Annotated in this window: 13 protein-coding genes; all 13 read right to left on the bottom strand. The window is 54.0% G+C overall.

Features of this window, described 5'->3' with window-relative positions; translation table 11 throughout:
* Positions 1–46 precede the first annotated feature (46 nt).
* Entirely contained in the window at positions 47–1,057 is a 1,011-nt protein-coding gene (locus tag IF205_RS10705; RefSeq protein WP_259779360.1) for a hypothetical protein, read from the bottom strand.
* Positions 1,058–1,074: 17 nt separating this feature from the next.
* Positions 1,075–2,010: a hypothetical protein gene (locus tag IF205_RS10700; RefSeq protein WP_259779359.1), complete on the bottom strand. Its 936-nt coding sequence runs from the start codon at positions 2,008–2,010 to the stop codon at positions 1,075–1,077.
* Between the two features lie 21 nt (positions 2,011–2,031).
* On the bottom strand, positions 2,032–2,973 hold the full coding sequence (locus IF205_RS10695; protein ID WP_259779358.1) for a hypothetical protein: 942 nt from the start codon (positions 2,971–2,973) through the stop codon (positions 2,032–2,034).
* Between the two features lie 24 nt (positions 2,974–2,997).
* Positions 2,998–3,936, bottom strand: coding sequence for a hypothetical protein (locus IF205_RS10690; RefSeq protein ID WP_259779357.1), 939 nt, complete (start codon positions 3,934–3,936; stop codon positions 2,998–3,000).
* Entirely contained in the window at positions 3,936–5,810 is a 1,875-nt protein-coding gene (locus IF205_RS10685; RefSeq protein ID WP_259779356.1) for a hypothetical protein, read from the bottom strand. The genes IF205_RS10690 and IF205_RS10685 overlap by 1 nt, the downstream gene beginning before the upstream one ends.
* Positions 5,811–5,903: 93 nt before the next feature.
* Positions 5,904–6,875, bottom strand: coding sequence for a hypothetical protein (locus IF205_RS10680; protein WP_259779355.1), 972 nt, complete (start codon positions 6,873–6,875; stop codon positions 5,904–5,906).
* A 4-nt stretch (positions 6,876–6,879) separates the two neighbouring features.
* Positions 6,880–7,827 carry a hypothetical protein gene (locus tag IF205_RS10675; protein WP_259779354.1) on the bottom strand — a complete coding sequence of 316 codons (948 nt, stop codon included), beginning with the start codon at positions 7,825–7,827 and terminating at the stop codon, positions 6,880–6,882.
* On the bottom strand, positions 7,811–9,547 hold the full coding sequence (locus tag IF205_RS10670; protein ID WP_259779353.1) for a hypothetical protein: 1,737 nt from the start codon (positions 9,545–9,547) through the stop codon (positions 7,811–7,813). Before IF205_RS10670 ends, IF205_RS10675 begins: the two co-directional genes overlap by 17 nt.
* Positions 9,548–9,606: 59 nt before the next feature.
* Positions 9,607–9,879, bottom strand: a complete 273-nt coding sequence (locus IF205_RS10665) for a PAAR domain-containing protein (protein WP_259779352.1) — start codon at positions 9,877–9,879, stop codon at positions 9,607–9,609.
* Between the two features lie 126 nt (positions 9,880–10,005).
* Positions 10,006–10,521: an Hcp family type VI secretion system effector gene (locus tag IF205_RS10660; RefSeq protein WP_259779351.1), complete on the bottom strand. Its 516-nt coding sequence runs from the start codon at positions 10,519–10,521 to the stop codon at positions 10,006–10,008.
* Between the two features lie 235 nt (positions 10,522–10,756).
* The gene (locus tag IF205_RS10655) at positions 10,757–12,127 is read right to left on the bottom strand and encodes a type VI secretion system domain-containing protein (RefSeq protein WP_259779350.1); all 1,371 of its coding nucleotides are present in this window, start codon (positions 12,125–12,127) and stop codon (positions 10,757–10,759) included.
* A complete protein-coding gene (locus IF205_RS10650; protein ID WP_259779349.1) occupies positions 12,111–13,505 on the bottom strand; it encodes a WD40 repeat domain-containing protein in 1,395 nt (464 codons plus the stop codon). Before IF205_RS10650 ends, IF205_RS10655 begins: the two co-directional genes overlap by 17 nt.
* Before the next feature lie 14 nt (positions 13,506–13,519).
* The gene (gene tssM, locus IF205_RS10645; RefSeq protein ID WP_259779348.1) at positions 13,520–17,116 is read right to left on the bottom strand and encodes a type VI secretion system membrane subunit TssM; all 3,597 of its coding nucleotides are present in this window, start codon (positions 17,114–17,116) and stop codon (positions 13,520–13,522) included.
* Between the last annotated feature and the right edge of the window lie 10 nt (positions 17,117–17,126).

The following is a 17,126-nucleotide window of genomic DNA, read 5'->3' as shown; positions in this document are numbered from 1 at the left end:
CCCAAAGGGCGGATTGTCATAACCATCGGTATCCCCCTCACCCCGCTCAAGATACACGGCATAATTTCCACTCGCCGTTCTGCCGAATGAAATAGGGATTGATCAGGGTGTAGCCCACGAGGATGTCCTTTTGCGCAAATTCGGCATATGCCAGCGGGGACTGGTATATGTCCGCCCCACCGAGGAGCGAGGCGTATCGCCCATTTCCTCCGATACGCAGTTGAAGGTTTTCGTCCCTCAGAAATGGCTCAAGATCAAATCTCTCCGGTTGGCGGAATATGGGGTCAAAGCCAGCCAATTTTTCAAAACGCCATCTGGGAAGAATATTCAGGCTGGCCAGTTCATCCAACAGGGTCGGATACCATTCATCCATCAGACGTCTGTTGTTACGAGCCTCCAGCAGTTTGTGCATCTCCCTATAGGCGGCTTTCAGGCTCTCGGCAGTTCCGTCGTCCCCGGTCAGGGGCTCCCCTTTTTGCCAACACCATTCCGGCATTTCCTGTTTATTGATGAAGGGAATGACCAACTCTTCATAGCCACTGTCTTTGTGGGATACCCAATGGATTTTCTTATGGTCGAGGTCGATCGGATTGGCTATGTCCTGCGGATCGTAAATCAGCTTGTAAGGCTGGCCGCGTTGGCCCGGAGCCAGGGATATCCGAAAAGCGGGAAGCCCGCCCTTGGCTAGGTCAAGCCCTTCCTGCTTTTTCCAATACATCAATGAGACGACGAGTTTGCTCTTTTCATGGGCATCCGCCGGAACCACAAAGATACTTAACTCATTTTCCCCCGCCTTGAGAAAATGAGAAACGAGCCGCTGTCCTTTATTGCGGTTATACCCCAGGTCCCAAAAGCCGGGATAAAGCAACTCGTTCGCACTGGTCCAATGAAGCGCCATGTCCTGGAGGGCCAACTTATGCCTCACCCCCTCCAGATCCCATTTCAGCCCGAAGACATAGTCCGTCCTCACCTCTGCCTCCGCCATGGCGGGCGACGAGGTAACCAGCATAGCGGCCCCCATCGTAACAGCCACAAATGACAGAATCCGGAAAAGCATTGTTCCCCCCAATACACCTAACGGCAGACGATCCATTCGCCATCACGGCGGATGAAGAAGGACTGTATTTGGCTCGAAACGTTTTCTTCCTGAACATGGTTGAATTTTAAAGGCTTAGTGACGCCTTTCGTGGTCAGCCAAGCCACGCGATTGTCAGCAGCCAGGTTGAGCTTCATCGGTTCCACCGGAAACGGCGCCAACTGGAAGACATCCGGTTTACCCATGAAAACCTGGAAGCCGGCGCGATGGCGAACATACCCCTCCGGCTCGCCATAGGCTTCGGCATTCTCCCGAACCATGGTTGCCCACCAGTCATCCATCAGGCGATCATTGTCACCCGCCTCCAAAAGGTCATGGATATTGCGGTAGGCTTTGGTCAAGCTATCGCGGGTGGCCTTGTCGTCTTTAAGGACCTCGCCCTTCTGCCAGCACCATTCCGGTGTTGCCTGGCGGTTTTCAAAAGAAACGACCAATTCGTCATAATCCTTATGCACGATCCAGCGTGCACTATCGACCACAGGCTGCAGGGGGAGTTCCGGATTACCCTCCTCATACTCAACGGCAGGCTCTCCATCATCCTGACCAGGGTGCACCACGACGCGGAACGCGGTTTTCGCCTCAGTATTTGGATTCCAACCCGGTTTCCAATACAGCATCGACAAAGCAAGTTCGTGAGTCTCATCATATTCCGGCAACCAGCTTGTCAGGGACACCTCATTTCGCCCGGATTTTGTATATTGAGAGACTGGCAAGCGTGCATCCATAGTCCTTGGACGCCCGCTAAACGATAGCGGCATACCATTCACCCTAATCCGAGACGGCATATCGTTCACTTCCCAACGTATGCCAAAAATGTAATTCGTATCCATTTCCTGCTCCGCTTCGGCCATGACAAAGGGCATGAACAAACCAATTGTCGCAGCAGCGGCGAAAGTTTGAAAACGATGCATCATTACGGCTGTTCTCATATCAACCTAACGGCAGACGACCCATTCGCCATCACGGCGAATGAAGAAGGACTGTATTTGGCTCGAGACGTCCTCTTCTTGCACGTGATTGAATTTCAGGGGTTTCGTTACGCCTTTTGTGGTCAACCAAGCCACCCTGTTATCTGCCGCGAGGTTAAGTTTCATCGGTTCCACCGGAAACGGCGCCAACTGAAAGACATCCGGTTTACCCATGAAAACCTGGAAGCCGGCGCGATGGCGAACATACCCCTCCGGCTCGCCATAGGCTTCGGCATTCTCCCGAACCATGGTTGCCCACCAGTCATCCATCAGGCGATCATTGTCACCCGCCTCCAAAAGGTCATGGATATTGCGGTAGGCTTTGGTCAAGCTATCGCGGGTGGCCTTGTCGTCTTTAAGGACCTCCCCCTTCTGCCAGCACCATTCTGGTGTCGCCTGCCGGTTCTCAAAAGAAACAACCAATTCGTCATAGTCCTTATGCACAACCCAGCGCGCACTATCGACCACAGGCTGCAGAGGACTTTCCGGATTACCCTCCTCATACTCAATGGCAGGCTCTCGATCATCCTGACCAGGGTGCACCACGACGCGGAACGCGGTTTTCGCCTCAGTATTTGGATTCCAACCCGGCTCCCAATACAGCATCGACACAGCCAATTCGTGCTCTTCCTTGTAACTTTGCATCCAGCTGGACAGAGCAAGCCTGTTAGTTCCTGCGGCCACAAATTGAGATGCAGGAAGTCGAGTATCAACGTTTGGATAGCCGCCGTTAACAGTAAGAGGCATACCATTCATTGAGACTAAATAAGGCATACCATTGACTTCCCAACGCACGCCAAAGATGTAATTTGTATCCATTTCCTGCTCTGCTCCAGCCGTAGCATTGGCAGACAACACGAAAAAACCAACCATCACAGCAGCCGCGAAAGACAAAAGACGTAGCGACATTTTTGCAATCCCCCCGAACATCGTCTAACGACAGACGATCCATTCGCCGTCCTGACGGATGAAAAATGACTGGATAAAACTCGCCCGGTCGGCCTCCTGGACGTGACTAAATGCCAATGGCTCGGCCGCACCTTCGGTTATCAGCCAAGCGACACGATTGTCAGCAGCCAGGTTGAGCTTCATCGGTTCGTTTGGAAGCGGATCCAGTTGAAAAACATCCGGTTTGTCCATGAAAACCTGAAAGCCGGCGCGATGGCGCACATAGCCTTCCGGCTCACCATAGGCTTCGGCATTTTCCCGGATCATGGTCGCCCACCAATCGTCCATCAACTGATCGTTGTCGCCCATTTTCAAAAGGTTATGAATTTTGCGATAGGCTTTGGTCAGGCTATCGCGGGTGGCCTTGTCGTCTTTAAGGACCTCGCCCTTCTGCCAGCACCATTCCGGTGTTGCCTGGCGGTTTTCAAAAGAAACGACCAATTCGTCATAATCCTTATGCACGATCCAGCGTGCACTATCGACCACAGGCTGCAGGGGGAGTTCCGGATTACCCTCCTCATACTCAACGGCAGGCTCTCGATCATCCTGACCAGGGTGCACCACGACGCGGAACGCGGTTTTCGCCTCAGTATTTGGATTCCAACCCGGTTTCCAATACAGCATCGACAACGCAAGTTCGTGAGTCTCATCATATTCCGGCAACCAGCTTGTCAGGGACATCTCATTTCGCCCGGATTTTGTATATTGAGAGACTGGCAAGCGTGCATCCATAGTCCTTGGACGCCCGCTAAACGATAGCGGCATGCCATTCACCCTAATCCGAGACGGCATATCATTCACTTCCCAACGTATGCCAAAAATGTAATTCGTATCCATTTCCTGCTCTGCTCCAGCCGTAGCTATAAGGGCCCACGCTCCGATGGCGACAACGGCAATTGAAATAATAGAAATTTTATAACGCATCAGAACTCCGTAAATTCTCCGGTCCAAGCTTCCGCAAGGCGGTAGCTGTTGCTCTGGCTTCGGTCTACTTCCCAGCCGCCGCTCACCTCGGATCGCACGGCATAGGAATTACGTGTTTCACCGCCTTGCTTCGCCTGACGTGAATTGTCGGCCGAACTCACCTTCTTCACACTCACGACTTCAAGCACAGCTCCTGTATGGAACAGTTCATAGCCCCATTTATTATCCTTCGTGAGAACCTTTACGCCGCCGGAGGTTCTGACACGTGCAAGGTATTTGAATACGGTTTTATCCGTAAATATGGTATCGAAATGCCCCATCACCCCGCCGGCAGCCTCTGCCGCCAGCGTGCCCGTGATATGTCCGGTTGCGTCCAGTTGATCCGCCATGAAATCATAGGTGGCCGCCAGATTGGCGTTACCGACGCCATCTTCCGTTGGCTGAGAACCTATATGCAGGCTGAAATTCAGATAGAGCATTGGATTGACTTTGTAGTCGCCGACGACGAAATTCCGGCCACTCTCCGCATCCTCAAGAAATTCAACCAGCGCCATTCCAGCCGGATGCCGACGGGCAGCCCGTTTCAGAGCTTCGTATATATCGACATGAAGCCCCATCGTGTAGTCGATCGACAATCCCGCCATCAGACGCCAGATCAGACCAGGCCCACCCTGTTCCTCCACCTGCTCAGTACCGAGCTCAAGAGTCAGGGCAGGTCCGATGAAATAAGAATCAAAGACCCTTCCTTGTTCCGCCTCGCCGGACAGGTTTCCCGCCAACCGTTTACTGCCACCTTTCAAGGCATTGACGATTCGATCGACCGTCGATTGACTGTTCTCCCGACGGCGCAGGGACGCCTTGCTGTCATAACGCGTAGTCGACCGGCTGTAGGAACCAAGACTGACTTCCTTGGTATTGTTGCCATTGACGATGGTCAGCCCGGCATCAATTTTCCACGAAGTCTCCTCCGTCACCTGCTGGACATTGTTACTCATCCCCTGTTCCCGGGCGAGTTGCCGCCCCTCTCGCCGCCCGACAGGCCGGTTATCCTCAGTCGGCGGGCATAAAGTCACATGCCCGTTGAAGCGGAGTGATGGGACCGTCACCGAGGTGAAGGTGAAGCTGTTGTCGCAGCAGGGCATGATGGTGAACTGTTCTTCCTTCACCATCACCGCGCGGTTGATCAGGATATCAAGCGCGACAGCCACCGCCTCAAAGGCCGCCTGTTCATCGCCAAAAACATCCGTATTCAACAAGGTGGGCCGTGGGTTAGTCGCCGGAACAAAGGCTATGTTCCCCGTGGTCGTGGCCGGTGGAATTCGCTGATCCTCAGAGCCCATGGTCCAGGAAACGAGGTGGGCATCGTGATAGCAACTACCGGCCACAGTCACATCGACCGACGCAGAATCCAGCATGCGCGTTCCGCGAAGATAGTTTTCAAAGCTGGCTTCACCGGTTTCGAAATGGTCGGCAACAAAATAGATTTTACCGCCCGTTTCCTCCAGTTCGTTTCCGCCCTGCAACGTAACCCTTGTATTGGAACCGTCATGGCATTTAACGACGACTTTTGTAATGCAAGGGGTTGCACTTTCACATTCGGGACAGGCATTGCCAAAACCGGGGTCGTGACCGGGAGAGACTTCCTCCGTCCCAACCGGAACCGGGCTCTCATCCAGCGCCTGCCCGCCATTTTGCAAGAAGTCGCGGTAATGCGCCGCAACGGTCTGCTCCTGAATGACCTGACCTGCGGCCCCATTTCCCTGTGCAACGGCATTGCCAAGCGACCGCAGGGTCTGGGTTGCACTGGAAAAGTGGTCAGGCTGGTTTTCCGCCAGCCACGCCAAATCTTCAACTGTTGGAGTATAGCCACTCATTGAAACACTCTGTCCGGTAAGGATTGAATTGCTGTACCAAGATACCGCTCACGCTACTTACACAAGAAATCACCCAAAGAAAACATCCAACTGTCAATCACGGGGATGCCATTTACCATCCGCGTCCTTCCAGAAATAGAGGAATGGTGTGAAAATCTGCCCCGTTTTTATTTTGATCTGAATGGGAGAAGGATGCAGGGTCGCAAGACGGCCATCACCAAGGATCATAAGCTCCGACTCGGACGCATCATAGGGCTGATACTCCACACTTTCATGCACCAATTGGATATATATGTCATCGAACCATTCCCGCGCGTCATCTCCATAGGAAGCGCCGTCTTTAATCATTTGAGGCTTATAAAACTGGAAGGTCTTGTCCGGGTCTTTCTGCGCGAAGATATCATAGGCTCTCCGAAATTCCGCCTCGACAGCCTTACGGGTTTTGGCGTTGTCGTCCAATTGCTGCCCTGTGGTCCATTCCCGCTCAGGAAAGTCAAAATCAGACTTCAGGTCCAGCGCATAGCTGTACCAGCCGTCCGGTCCGTCAACCTTCCGCACCGGCGTCGCCGTCAACCAGGGCTGCCCCTGAATATCTTCCGCGACCCGGACAATTTCATGACCCTCCTCGTCAGTCTCACGGGTGAAGGTTATATCCGTGGCATAGCCGGTTGACGTCTCCTCGAAGGCCGTGACCCATTCATCCTCTGGCCAATAGTGGAAACGAACCCGGACCTGCGGCACCAGATCCACGTCAGGGTCAGGCAAGAACCGGAACTGCAATTTGACGGACGTAGTGCCTGGAACAAAGCTGTTGTTCGCATTTATATTGCTGCTTAATCCTCCTTGCCCTCCGAGAGGTCGGCCAATCCCATAAGGCGGCTTATCTTGATAGTATGGGATCAGTTCGGCCTGTTTGACGCCAAAATCCATGCCAATCCAGTAGCCATCAAGGCTCACCTTGTCTCCGGCACAGGCATTCCCGGCAAGTCCGACCAGGACAGCCAAGAAAACCCCTGCTTTACGACTGCACACCATCATATCCCCCATATGCCCAGAAACCGACATTTCCCTAATCCCGCGGATGCCAATTGCCGTCGGCGTCCTTCCAGAAATAGAGCATTGGTGAATACCACTGCTTATACTTGTCGCTGACGATACGAATTGGCGAGGGATGCAGTGTCGCTAACCGCCCATCACCGAAAATACGCAATTCGGATTTCGAGGCATCAAAGGGCTCATAGTCGTAGTCTGGGCTCACAAACTCCGACAATGAGTCATTAAACCACTCTTTCGCGCTATCTCCGTATACGGCCCCGTCATTTTCCATATTTGCCTTGTAGTAAGCGAACAGCTTGTCGGGGTCTTTCTGCGCGAATATGTCGTATGCTTTTTGGAATTCCGCCTCGATGGCTTGTTGAGTTTTCTTGTTATTTTCTAGCTTTTGGCCGGTGGTCCATTGCCGCTCCGGAAAACTAAAGTCGGAATTCAATTCCAGGGCATAGCTATGCCACCCCTCGGGTCCGTCGACCTTCCGAAGAGGCGTCGCAGTCAACCAGGGCTGCCCCTGAATATCTTCCGCGACCCGGACAATTTCATGACCCTCCTCGTCAGTCTCACGGGTGAAGGTTATATCCGTGGCATAGCCGGTTGACGTCTCCTCGAAGGCCGTGACCCATTCATCCTCCGGCCAATAGTGGAAACGAACACGGACCTGTGGCTCCAAGTCTGCATTAGGATCAGGCAGAAACCGGAACTGTATCCCGACCGGCGTGCTTCCCTGCAGAAAACTGTTGTTGGCGTTGAGATTGGAGGCCTGCCCTCCTTTTCCGCCCAACGGGTTATCTACCCCATATGGAGGCTCATCATGAAAGTAAGGAATTAGCTCGGCCTGCTTGGTCTCGAAATCCATGCCGATCCAATAACCCTTGATATCAACCTCGCTGCCCACAGCGCTCACTCCTGACGCTAGAATCACAAAAATTCCAAAAAGAATGCCGATTTCATATCTTGCGCTCATACAGAACCCCGTCTTTACCGAGGATATCTTTGTCCAAAACCGATAGCGTTCCTGCATAGTCTTCACCTACACTCCCTTTAACCCTTCCTAATTTCACCTGACCCTTCATATTTGCTTTGTACTGAAGTTTAATACCTCCCCAAGACAACTTCAGTTTCAACTTTTCAAGCGCCTGTCGCTCAGATTTTGAAATTGCAGCCATATCCAGCAACAATTTGCTCGTTGCATGCCCATTCATATCCAACGTGCCCTCGACAACATAAACCTTCGCCTTCCCCTTGATCTCTACGCCAAGGGTCAGGGCGACGCTGCCGCCACAGTGGCCGGTGGCCTCCCAGTCGTCCTGGTCGGGTTTGCGGGACAGTGTGATGGTTCCCGTTCCGAGATCGCCTTCTCCCTTGATGAAGACTGCGGCCCCCGCAGTAAACTCAAGGGTCTTGTCTTTGTTCCTGAAGCCTTTCGCGCCCAGTTCACGGGCTTGGCGAATGGCTTGTGCCAGGGCCGGTGCGACGCCATTGGCCGCAATCAAAAGCGCATCCAAGACGTCGAGGTAGAGCTTAACTTTCAGGAAAGGGTCGAAGCCGAGAGTGATATTCCCTTCAATACCGACACGGCTGTAGTCACCGGGACTTTCGGCCAGCGTATATGTCCAGTTTTTCAGATGCTGAACATGGCTCACCTCAATATAGGAATAGGTCTCGATGACCTCCCCGCTATTGGCCTTCCCGCCCGACCTGCCTTTTGTCTCGCCGGAACTGATCGAACTCAACGCCTTCAGGATACCGTCCAGGAAGGGTACTGCGGATTTCGACCGGTTCTTGTCATGACTGTCGGTTTCTACCTTGGCCCCGATCTCATATTTCCGCGACCCGTATTCCGCAGCCAGGGAGCCGGAAAAAGCTGCGGTAAACTTGAAATCATTGTTGGTGTTGTAGCGCCCGGAAAGCGTCAGCCCCAGATTTTCCGCCTGTACGGACATCGGCGGATAAAGATGAATTTTGCTGTTGAAGCCGTTGAAAGGCACACAGACATCAGCGGGAGACAGGTCATATATAGTCGCCGACTTCTGCGGGTCATCCCAGACGAAGGTATCCATCACAAGGCCGAGCTTTTCCAGATTGGACCTATCTTCTTCATCATCTGCAATATGGAAGGGCAGCTTGCATTCAAACGCCTCCGCAGGGCCTATTTCCTCAACCCCCGGGCCGGTCAGCCGAAGCTTCAGGCCCGTGCTCCTGCATTCGGCCTTACTCTCATGTCCCAGGCTGGCGTTAATCTGCTCGTATAGATATCCGCCGGTATCCTTGTGATCGGCAACAACGGCCAGGACCGCGGGCTTCTTCGGGTCATCCGCCGGAATAGTCAGTTTCCGGGGCGCATTGTGATCATGCTTGCAGGACAATGTCAGTGTTTTAAGGCAACAGGGCGTCCCGCTGCCGCATTCAACACAGGCCGCACCGAAAACGGGGTCATGGCGCACTGCATCCTCTGTCGGCTCTGCGGGGATCGGGCTTTCCGTCAGGGCCTCACCGCCATTGCCCAAATAATCGCCATATTGCGCATCCACGGTCAGTTTCTGGACTTCCCTAGCCGGCGTATCGTCACCATGCGCCACCGCATGCCCGAGCGAGCGCAGCGTTTGAGTTGCACTGGAGAACTTCTCCGGCCGGTTTTCCGCCAGCCAGGCAAGGTCCTCAACAGTTGGTGTGTAGTTTCTCATCTGCGCTCTGCTTCCGTCGCTTCCCCAAGAGGCATACCCGCCCCTGCGATCGTGCCTCCCTAAGGCTCCACCTTCTGCGTTGCCGAAGCACTGATGATCCGCCCACCGTGATCGGTGGAACAGCCAAGATAAGCCACCGGCCTGCCGTCCACTTTCGCAACTGACGACCCTTGTATAATCGTCGCCCCACATCCTGTTTTGTCGCCGATTGTGGCAACCGGACGACCGTCACATGTCGATCTGCCGGCAACCTGAACGATTGGTGTCGTTCCATGTCCTTTGACAGGGCAGCTATGCTGGTCGTTCAGGCGGGCAATGGGCTTTTGAGACATAATCTTTCTCCAATCCTCCCCTCAATTACCACTCACGGTATCAAACAAGACATTGGCCGGGCCCGATTGAGGGCCCGGCACAGGAATGCGGAAGCATCCCTAATGTCTTGTCTATTCCAGTCCGGATCAGGACTGAACCGGCGCACGCCAGTCGTCGGACCCGGAGGTCCCAGCAACAACATGCTCCCAGATGATTTTCCGGTAGGTCATTTTCACGTCTACAAGCTGGGTGTAATCCTTGCTGTCGACATTCTTCACATGCGGCATGGCACAATTGATGTCGACAATCAGGGCCTCTTCCAGTTCGGTTCTGAAGAAGTTCACCTGTTCGGAAGCCTGAACACGATACCAGTTAAGGATGACCTTCGGCAGCAGTTCACCGGTGACCAGCGAGTTATACATCAGCGGCACGGCCTTATTCAGGGACGTGGTGAATTTAAACGGCTGATGAATACGCGTGCCGGTCGGGTTGCCGGATTGCGGATCACGCGGCGTGACCACAGCATGATCGAAGGCATGGACAAGGATTTCGTCCTCGTGTCCGGCCTGCCACTCGTTGGTAACACTGTCAAAGGTGGTCGCACCCTGAGAGATAAGACCCTGCGTTTCACCCTCGATCGAAATATATGCTTGGACTGGCATAGAGATTGTTCCTCAAAATTAGTCAAAACCATTGCCGTTTCATTGGCGATGGGAAAACCTTCGCAGAAGCCCCTGTGCAGAATCTCAAAGAAAATGCGTATCGAGCATCTTTTTCCTATTTCACCTTAAGCTATTGTTTTCTTTAAAAATTTCACAGTCATCACTATATTTTAAAAATTTGATTTCAGGCGGATTTCCGCCCGCGCAGGCGGATTTCCGCCTGACAAACGTCAAATCACCTTCGAGCTTTACCCTTCTTCTCCATGTTCACATCGGCGAGTAGCGCCTTGTCCCAATCGGGAAGACTGGCCGTCTCGAATTCCCGAAGTATTTCTTCGATCAAGAGATTTGCATGGGCATCAAGATCATTGGCACGCAGCGCACGCGCGAGGTCGAGCTTGGCAAGAGCCGTTTCCCGGCCACAACGACTGGCGGCCAGGGCTTCATTCACCTCGCGGATTATATCCTCGAGGGTCTCCTCGTTATTGCCTTCATCCGGCTTACCACCCTCATCCGGCAGCGTATCCGCCTGTTCCTTTTCCACCCAATCAGCGATTGAACGCGAAACATATGGACGCTCATTAGCGTAGGACAGGTTCTTCAGACCGGGAAGAGCATCAAGCCGACGGGCCGTGCGTTGCCGAATGGCTTTTGCAATATCCTGATAGCCGAGGCATTCTGCCATTTCCGCTGCAATTTTCTGGCCTTCGAACCAGTCGGGGCTCATATAAAGCCTATCTTCGATCCGCAGTAGTGATCCGTCACTCGGATCCTTTGCCGCCGTCTGGTGTTCTTCAACGACAAAAGCCGGCATAGACATTTGAGGCACTGTGCCGTTGTCACTTTCCGGCAGAGACCTATGTTCCAGCCAAGCAGCATATCCACGCATCAGATATGCAACATCCGCCTGCGGGTCGAACTGGCTTATGCGATCCGCGACGGCACGAATATCCTGCCGTAACGCCGCACGTCCGCGCGCGTCCAATCCTCGTGACGTCTGGCCTCGCTCTCCCGGGGTACCAGTCGCCGGTCCGCCAGGATGTGATTTTGCCGCCGGTTCGTATTCAGCCTCTGCAGGCGGTGAGGATTTGGTCTTTTTCACCGCCTCCAGTAGCATGTCCGCGTCGAGTTGGGCCTCCTGCAGCTTCGCGATCAATTGGTCAATCCGCGAGGCCGCCCCTTCCGGCAGTTTCCGTTCAGCCGCCCAGACATATGACACGGTCCGCGCAAGGGACTGCACGATTTCCGCCGCCCAGGCATCACGAAGCCGCGCCGCCTTTCGGCCCTGGGGATGCAGGTCAGGCCACATACCGCCAAACAAAGATTCGCACAGACGCAATGCGGACGTAAGATCACCCGGCGACGGCTCCTGTGACAGGGCAATCCCGGCCGCCTGAAACGCCTTGAGGTGGCAACAACGCCTCAGGACCTTACCCGCATCCTCGCGAAGCAATTTCCAGTCAATGCCGTCACCACCCAGAGTGCCGCGCTTCATCAACTCCCCGTCAATGCGATCCAGGTCGTCCTGAAGTGCCTCATCCACAACACCGAACCCCTGGTCCGGGCCGGGACACAGATCCAGAATTTGATCAACCGGAAAAGTCATCTTTACTCAGCACCAAAGATTTTGTTACGCCGTCATGCACTTTCCAGCTCAGCATCTGGCCGTTGGCCAAAGCCGCTATGGCCCGGTCACCCCGATCATTCAACGCCACGCCGAGAATATCTTCATCAACCTGGATCGGGCTGGAAACATACCCCCGCTTGTTCATGTCCCAGTATGAGATTTTGTTGTCAGGCGTGGCGAGAACCAACAGCCCCAGCCTGTCCGAAACGGCAAAGTCGAGAATGCCACCGCTATGTTCACGTTTGATATCGGCAATGGCTGCACCCGATCGCATATCCCAGATATAGAGCCCATTGCCTCCCTGTTGGGCAATGAACCACGCTCCATCATGGAGGAAACGGCCTTTGGTGATGCTGTTCCCTGACTTCAGGGCCAGGGATGTTTCATCCAGACTGTCCAGGTCAATGCGATAAGGTTTCCCCAAAGACGGTACGACGACGGCATATCGCTGATCCGGAGAGACATGCACCTTGTACACGGCGGCGTCGAATTCAATCCGTTTTACAATCGAGCCCTTTTCCCGATCATAGAAGATAACCGTTCCATCCTTCGCCGCCGAAATAAGCAGGTGATGCTTTGTATCTTCGGCAACGTCCAGAACCGGGCCGTCATGGCTGTAGAGAACCTTGCTGCCGCCGCCTTTACTCCATTGGCGAACCTGCCCCTCATTCGTCCCAAAGACCATTTCATCCATCGGACAGCCTTGAAGCAGGCTTCGCGGTTGCACGGTCTCAAATTCCGCGGCCTCGACGAGTTCCCCCGATGTCATATCCCATATCTCAAGACGTCGCCCCTCTGCCGCCGCCGCCAGGTAAGGCGTGCCGGGTACCGTTGCAACATCAAAGAGGCGAACCTGATGGAACGTGCTGGTTTGCGGTCGGAGGACCGTTTGCTGGGACAGGTCGGACTTCTCCAGAACCAACATCGTGCCGCGTGGACTGGCCGCGACAATCCGTCCGGAATCCGCAAACGCCCTGTCAAGCCGCCCCGCAACTGCTTCGAATTGCGTTTCTTCTCCCACCGGGGTGAATACATGGAGACTGCCGTCACGGTAGATGACAAAGCTGTTTTGGGTACCGGCGGTAAATCCGAAGCCTGCCAGCGGTGTCTGTGGCTGCGAAGCACTCCCTAAAACCCGAAGGTCTATCGCTTTCGCAAGCTTCCTGCGCTCTATTTCATCCAGCTTTCGTGATTCCGCATCGCTTAGGAATACCCCCTTGCTGCGCAGCTGGGCTTCCTCTTTTGCACTCAAGGCGGCCGTGTATGTCTTCTCTGCCTGCGGGATATTCCCAGAGCAGCCGACGATGAACGCTCCGGTGGCCAAAATGGCAATGTTACGCAAAACGACATTCGTCATAACGAAAGCCCCTCTTATAGATGACTGGGAAGTGAGAAATTACTGATAGGACTGTTGAAAAAGACATTCACGCGAGCCTCGGGCCGAATGCGGAATATCGCCGACTGGCCATTACTACTGGCAAAGCTGATATCGACGGTGCTTTCACTCTGGTTCGCCTTGCTTGCACTGTCGTATAGGCGTAACCAGGACCAGGAGCCGTCAAACTGCTTTGACAACGCATGTCCTTTGCCGGCCAGCGGCGCCAGGTCCACACGCGACGAGGCCGGACCGTCAATAATATTCGGCCAAAAAACCGTGATCGGCCGGCTCGGACCGTGACTGCTGACAATCAGTTGGCCTTCAAAGTTGAGAACAGCCCGGCTGAGATTGGCACTCATGCCGACCGGCGAGACCTTGAATTCCACCGCCAGCTCGCCGGTCTGGTCGAAAAAGCTTTTGGTAATGTTGTTCGCATGACGCAAGCGTCTGGAAAAACTGCGGTTCACGGGGAGTGACTGACCGTCAATCACCTTTGGTTCACCCGTCTTCACATCGACAAAGGTCAACAACTCCTGGCTATAAAAGCTATCAAGGATACCGCCCGGCCGGAAAAACTCTTTGAAGTCCTGCAAAGGCAGGTCCTGACTGCTGCGACGATCAAATGGATACTTCCCGGCAATGAGGCGCTGATAGGTTCCGTAAACCTCGTTTTGCCACTTCCGGTTAAGCTCGACCGTCGCGGCGGCCATGATCGTACGCCAGGCCTCGCTCGCCACATGCCTCAATTGCCGGTCAAATGGTGCTGGCGCCCGGTCGGCAATGCGCTGCAGCACGAAAATCGGGTCTTCACCGGCCAATTGGGCCCGTTGAATAGCCAACTCAAGTGCTTTTGCATTCGGGTCAGGCGCATCCCGCACCGATTTCATATAATCGTAAACAGCCTTTAGAGCCTCCTGGATCTGATCCATATTCGATGGATTGCCATCCGGCCGTTCGTTCAGCATCCCCTGTATCAGGGCGAAAGCCGCCGCAATACGCAATCCGGCCTCGCGGTTGGGTTCCAGCTTCACATCCGTCAGGTTGACACCTTCACCCTGAGCACCCTTCGCCTCCGGCATGTAAATGACTGTATTTTCAGAGACGAGTTCTGCCACACGGCGCATGGGACTATTCGTGCCCGACAAGGTATGCAGAACTTCCGTCGCATGCCGGATATCCTCAAAATCCTGAACTTTCATCATATTCAAGGATTGCCGCCAGGTTCCGATATATTCCTCTACGTAATTGTCCCTTACCTTGGACCGGATTTCCTCGTAATCCGCCTGTGAATACTGATTGTCTTCCAGTTGCCCGAGCACCCAGAGGTCATCTGCTGCAATGCTGGCAACCCGGGCAATCTCCGGGACAAAAAAGTCGTGGAACTGTGCTTTTGTGAAGAAGCGCGGAATGCGGAAAGGACTGCCCTCAAAGCTGCGTTCCGTGATAACGCCACAACCGTCCAGACCGCTGCCACGACCATTGGCGCCTGAGGTATCGGCCGTCCCTTCCGTTGTTGGTGATGGCTGATATACAAGATCAAATGCCGCCCCGACGGAACGGGAGAATTCCAGCGGATTGGGCAACTGGCGTTCCGTCAGTTCGCGCATCGAGTGGTAAACCCGGCGGAACGGCGTCAACTTGCCCAGGTCGCGCTGCGCCTGGAGTACTACCGACGGGTTCACGTCGTATGCCTGAGGAGATTCTTCGAGCATGTAGGCCAGATGGGAATTCAATTGTGCAACCTTGTCCCGGCTGCCGATAACCTTGTCTGTCCAGAACGCGTTGAAATACCGCTCGACCGCCCGATTATCACGCCCCTTCAGGTCTGCCATCATGCGATAGACACGTAGGTAACCCAGCTCTGTATCGCCGCCTTTCGGACAAACGGTGCGCAGGTCCCGTTCCAGCCCTTTGATGATCGTGGGTGCAAAATGGGTATTGAGAATATTGCGATAGGCTTTATCGACCAGCGGGCCAATCCGTCGCCCCTGATACAGGCTTAGCTGTGCCGCGACGGGTCCGGTGTCGCGATAATCTTTAAATGCCGACATTGCCTCCCGGATATGGTTAAGCGGCGTTAGAAGTCGCTGTCCGGTAATGTCGTATGTGACCCTCAGGCCCCGTCCGGTGAAATCACGGGTCTTATTCAGGACATCATTGGCATAGGCCAAATTGGCCTCATATCGGTTGTTCCAGTATAACCCGCCGCCCAGACACACAACCAGAACCAATACCGCCGCGGCAGCCATTTGTTTGCAATATCGTTCAACCGCCTTCTGATTGTCGCCGGCGAGCCCGGCTTCGGGGAAAACAACTTTCTTGAGGAAGTTATTCACGAAATATGGATAGGAAGACCCCTGGCTTGTTCCATAAAGCGGGTCTGGAATGGCATACCGCTCCCCCACCGCTTCGAGAAATGCATTGCGTGGGGCGTTTTCCTGCCGATTGCTCAGGAAATAAACTCCGCGAACCAAGGGGGGCGTCGTGAATTTGTCGGGAGACAGCGCCGCTTCGAGAAACGACCGTAAAGGCTCTTCCAAGCCAAGAAAAACGCGATAGAAGGAAAATGCTTCCTGTCGGCTGCTTGCTGACTTCAGCTCCAGCATTTTCTTCTTGAGACGCAGATGCAAGCGTTCGAGATACTCTTCATACTGCGTCTCGAATTGCGTCAGCCATTCCGGTGTATGATGCCCTTCGCAAAGGAAGTGGAAGCCGTAAAGCATGTCACGGTCCGCGGCGCTCAAAGTCGCAAAAAAGTCCTTGAAACCAGCGACCTGATCCAATTTTGTAAAGGTCAGGTGAATGGTCATCCGGGTTCCAAGGCGTTCGACCAATTCATTGACAATGCCCCGCACCTGGCGGGAATATTCATCACGTTCCGCCTCGGTCATGCCAAGGAATTCAGCGAAATCAATCGCCAGAACGACACCATTCACGGGTCGGCGCGGCCGGATACGCTGGAGATTGGACAGAAACTTGTCCCAGAGGACATTCTGCACCGACGTCCTCTCTTTATCGACCCGGAAATATTCTCCGTTGAGGTCGAGCAACACGGCCTCATTCCCGGCAACGCGCCAACGAAAGAACCCTGCTGCTTTACGATCCGCCAGATCACGCAACTCCAGATCAATTTCATGATCGATGGGAAACCGCAGGTCACTGTTTTCAATTAGGCTTGATTTGCCACTTTCGGCGCGCCCGACGACCAGATACCAGGGCAGGCCGTATAGCCCCTTCCCATCACCCGACCATCGGTTGCGGATAACCTTCAACCCACGGTCGAAAACCATCTTCATCGCCGAGGCTTCAAGCTCCTCTACGGTCGGCTCACGGTCCGCAGCCTTTCGCCGGTTTGCGAGCCAAGTAAAAATCGCCTGAACCAGCAGAAAACCACCCAGGAGAACAGCGACCGCCGCAAAGCATAGGGCGCTCCAAAACCGTATGTCCGAATTAGCAAAGGGATAAACACCGCGTGCGCCAATTTTTTCGCCGAAGAAATAGACCATCAGCGCTAAAATCGCACTAACAACGGCGATTAACGGAAGCGGCCGCAGAATTTTTTTCAGAAATTTCAGTATTCGTATCAACATCTTGATCTAC

It is taken from the genome of Aestuariispira ectoiniformans (genome assembly GCF_025136295.1).
Classification (GTDB): Bacteria; Pseudomonadota; Alphaproteobacteria; order UBA8366; family Aestuariispiraceae; genus Aestuariispira_A; species Aestuariispira_A ectoiniformans.
This window is presented reverse-complemented; position numbering and strand designations above follow the sequence as displayed.

Coding starts and splice junctions, on each gene's coding strand:
- IF205_RS10705 (WP_259779360.1), bottom strand. CDS start 1,057: ATGCTTTTCCGGATTCTGTCATTTGTGGCTGTTACGATGGGGGCCGCT.
- IF205_RS10700 (WP_259779359.1), bottom strand. CDS start 2,010: ATGATGCATCGTTTTCAAACTTTCGCCGCTGCTGCGACAATTGGTTTG.
- IF205_RS10695 (WP_259779358.1), bottom strand. CDS start 2,973: ATGTCGCTACGTCTTTTGTCTTTCGCGGCTGCTGTGATGGTTGGTTTT.
- IF205_RS10690 (WP_259779357.1), bottom strand. CDS start 3,936: ATGCGTTATAAAATTTCTATTATTTCAATTGCCGTTGTCGCCATCGGA.
- IF205_RS10685 (WP_259779356.1), bottom strand. CDS start 5,810: ATGAGTGGCTATACTCCAACAGTTGAAGATTTGGCGTGGCTGGCGGAA.
- IF205_RS10680 (WP_259779355.1), bottom strand. CDS start 6,875: ATGTCGGTTTCTGGGCATATGGGGGATATGATGGTGTGCAGTCGTAAA.
- IF205_RS10675 (WP_259779354.1), bottom strand. CDS start 7,827: ATGAGCGCAAGATATGAAATCGGCATTCTTTTTGGAATTTTTGTGATT.
- IF205_RS10670 (WP_259779353.1), bottom strand. CDS start 9,547: ATGAGAAACTACACACCAACTGTTGAGGACCTTGCCTGGCTGGCGGAA.
- IF205_RS10665 (WP_259779352.1), bottom strand. CDS start 9,879: ATGTCTCAAAAGCCCATTGCCCGCCTGAACGACCAGCATAGCTGCCCT.
- IF205_RS10660 (WP_259779351.1), bottom strand. CDS start 10,521: ATGCCAGTCCAAGCATATATTTCGATCGAGGGTGAAACGCAGGGTCTT.
- IF205_RS10655 (WP_259779350.1), bottom strand. CDS start 12,127: ATGACTTTTCCGGTTGATCAAATTCTGGATCTGTGTCCCGGCCCGGAC.
- IF205_RS10650 (WP_259779349.1), bottom strand. CDS start 13,505: ATGACGAATGTCGTTTTGCGTAACATTGCCATTTTGGCCACCGGAGCG.
- tssM (WP_259779348.1), bottom strand. CDS start 17,116: ATGTTGATACGAATACTGAAATTTCTGAAAAAAATTCTGCGGCCGCTT.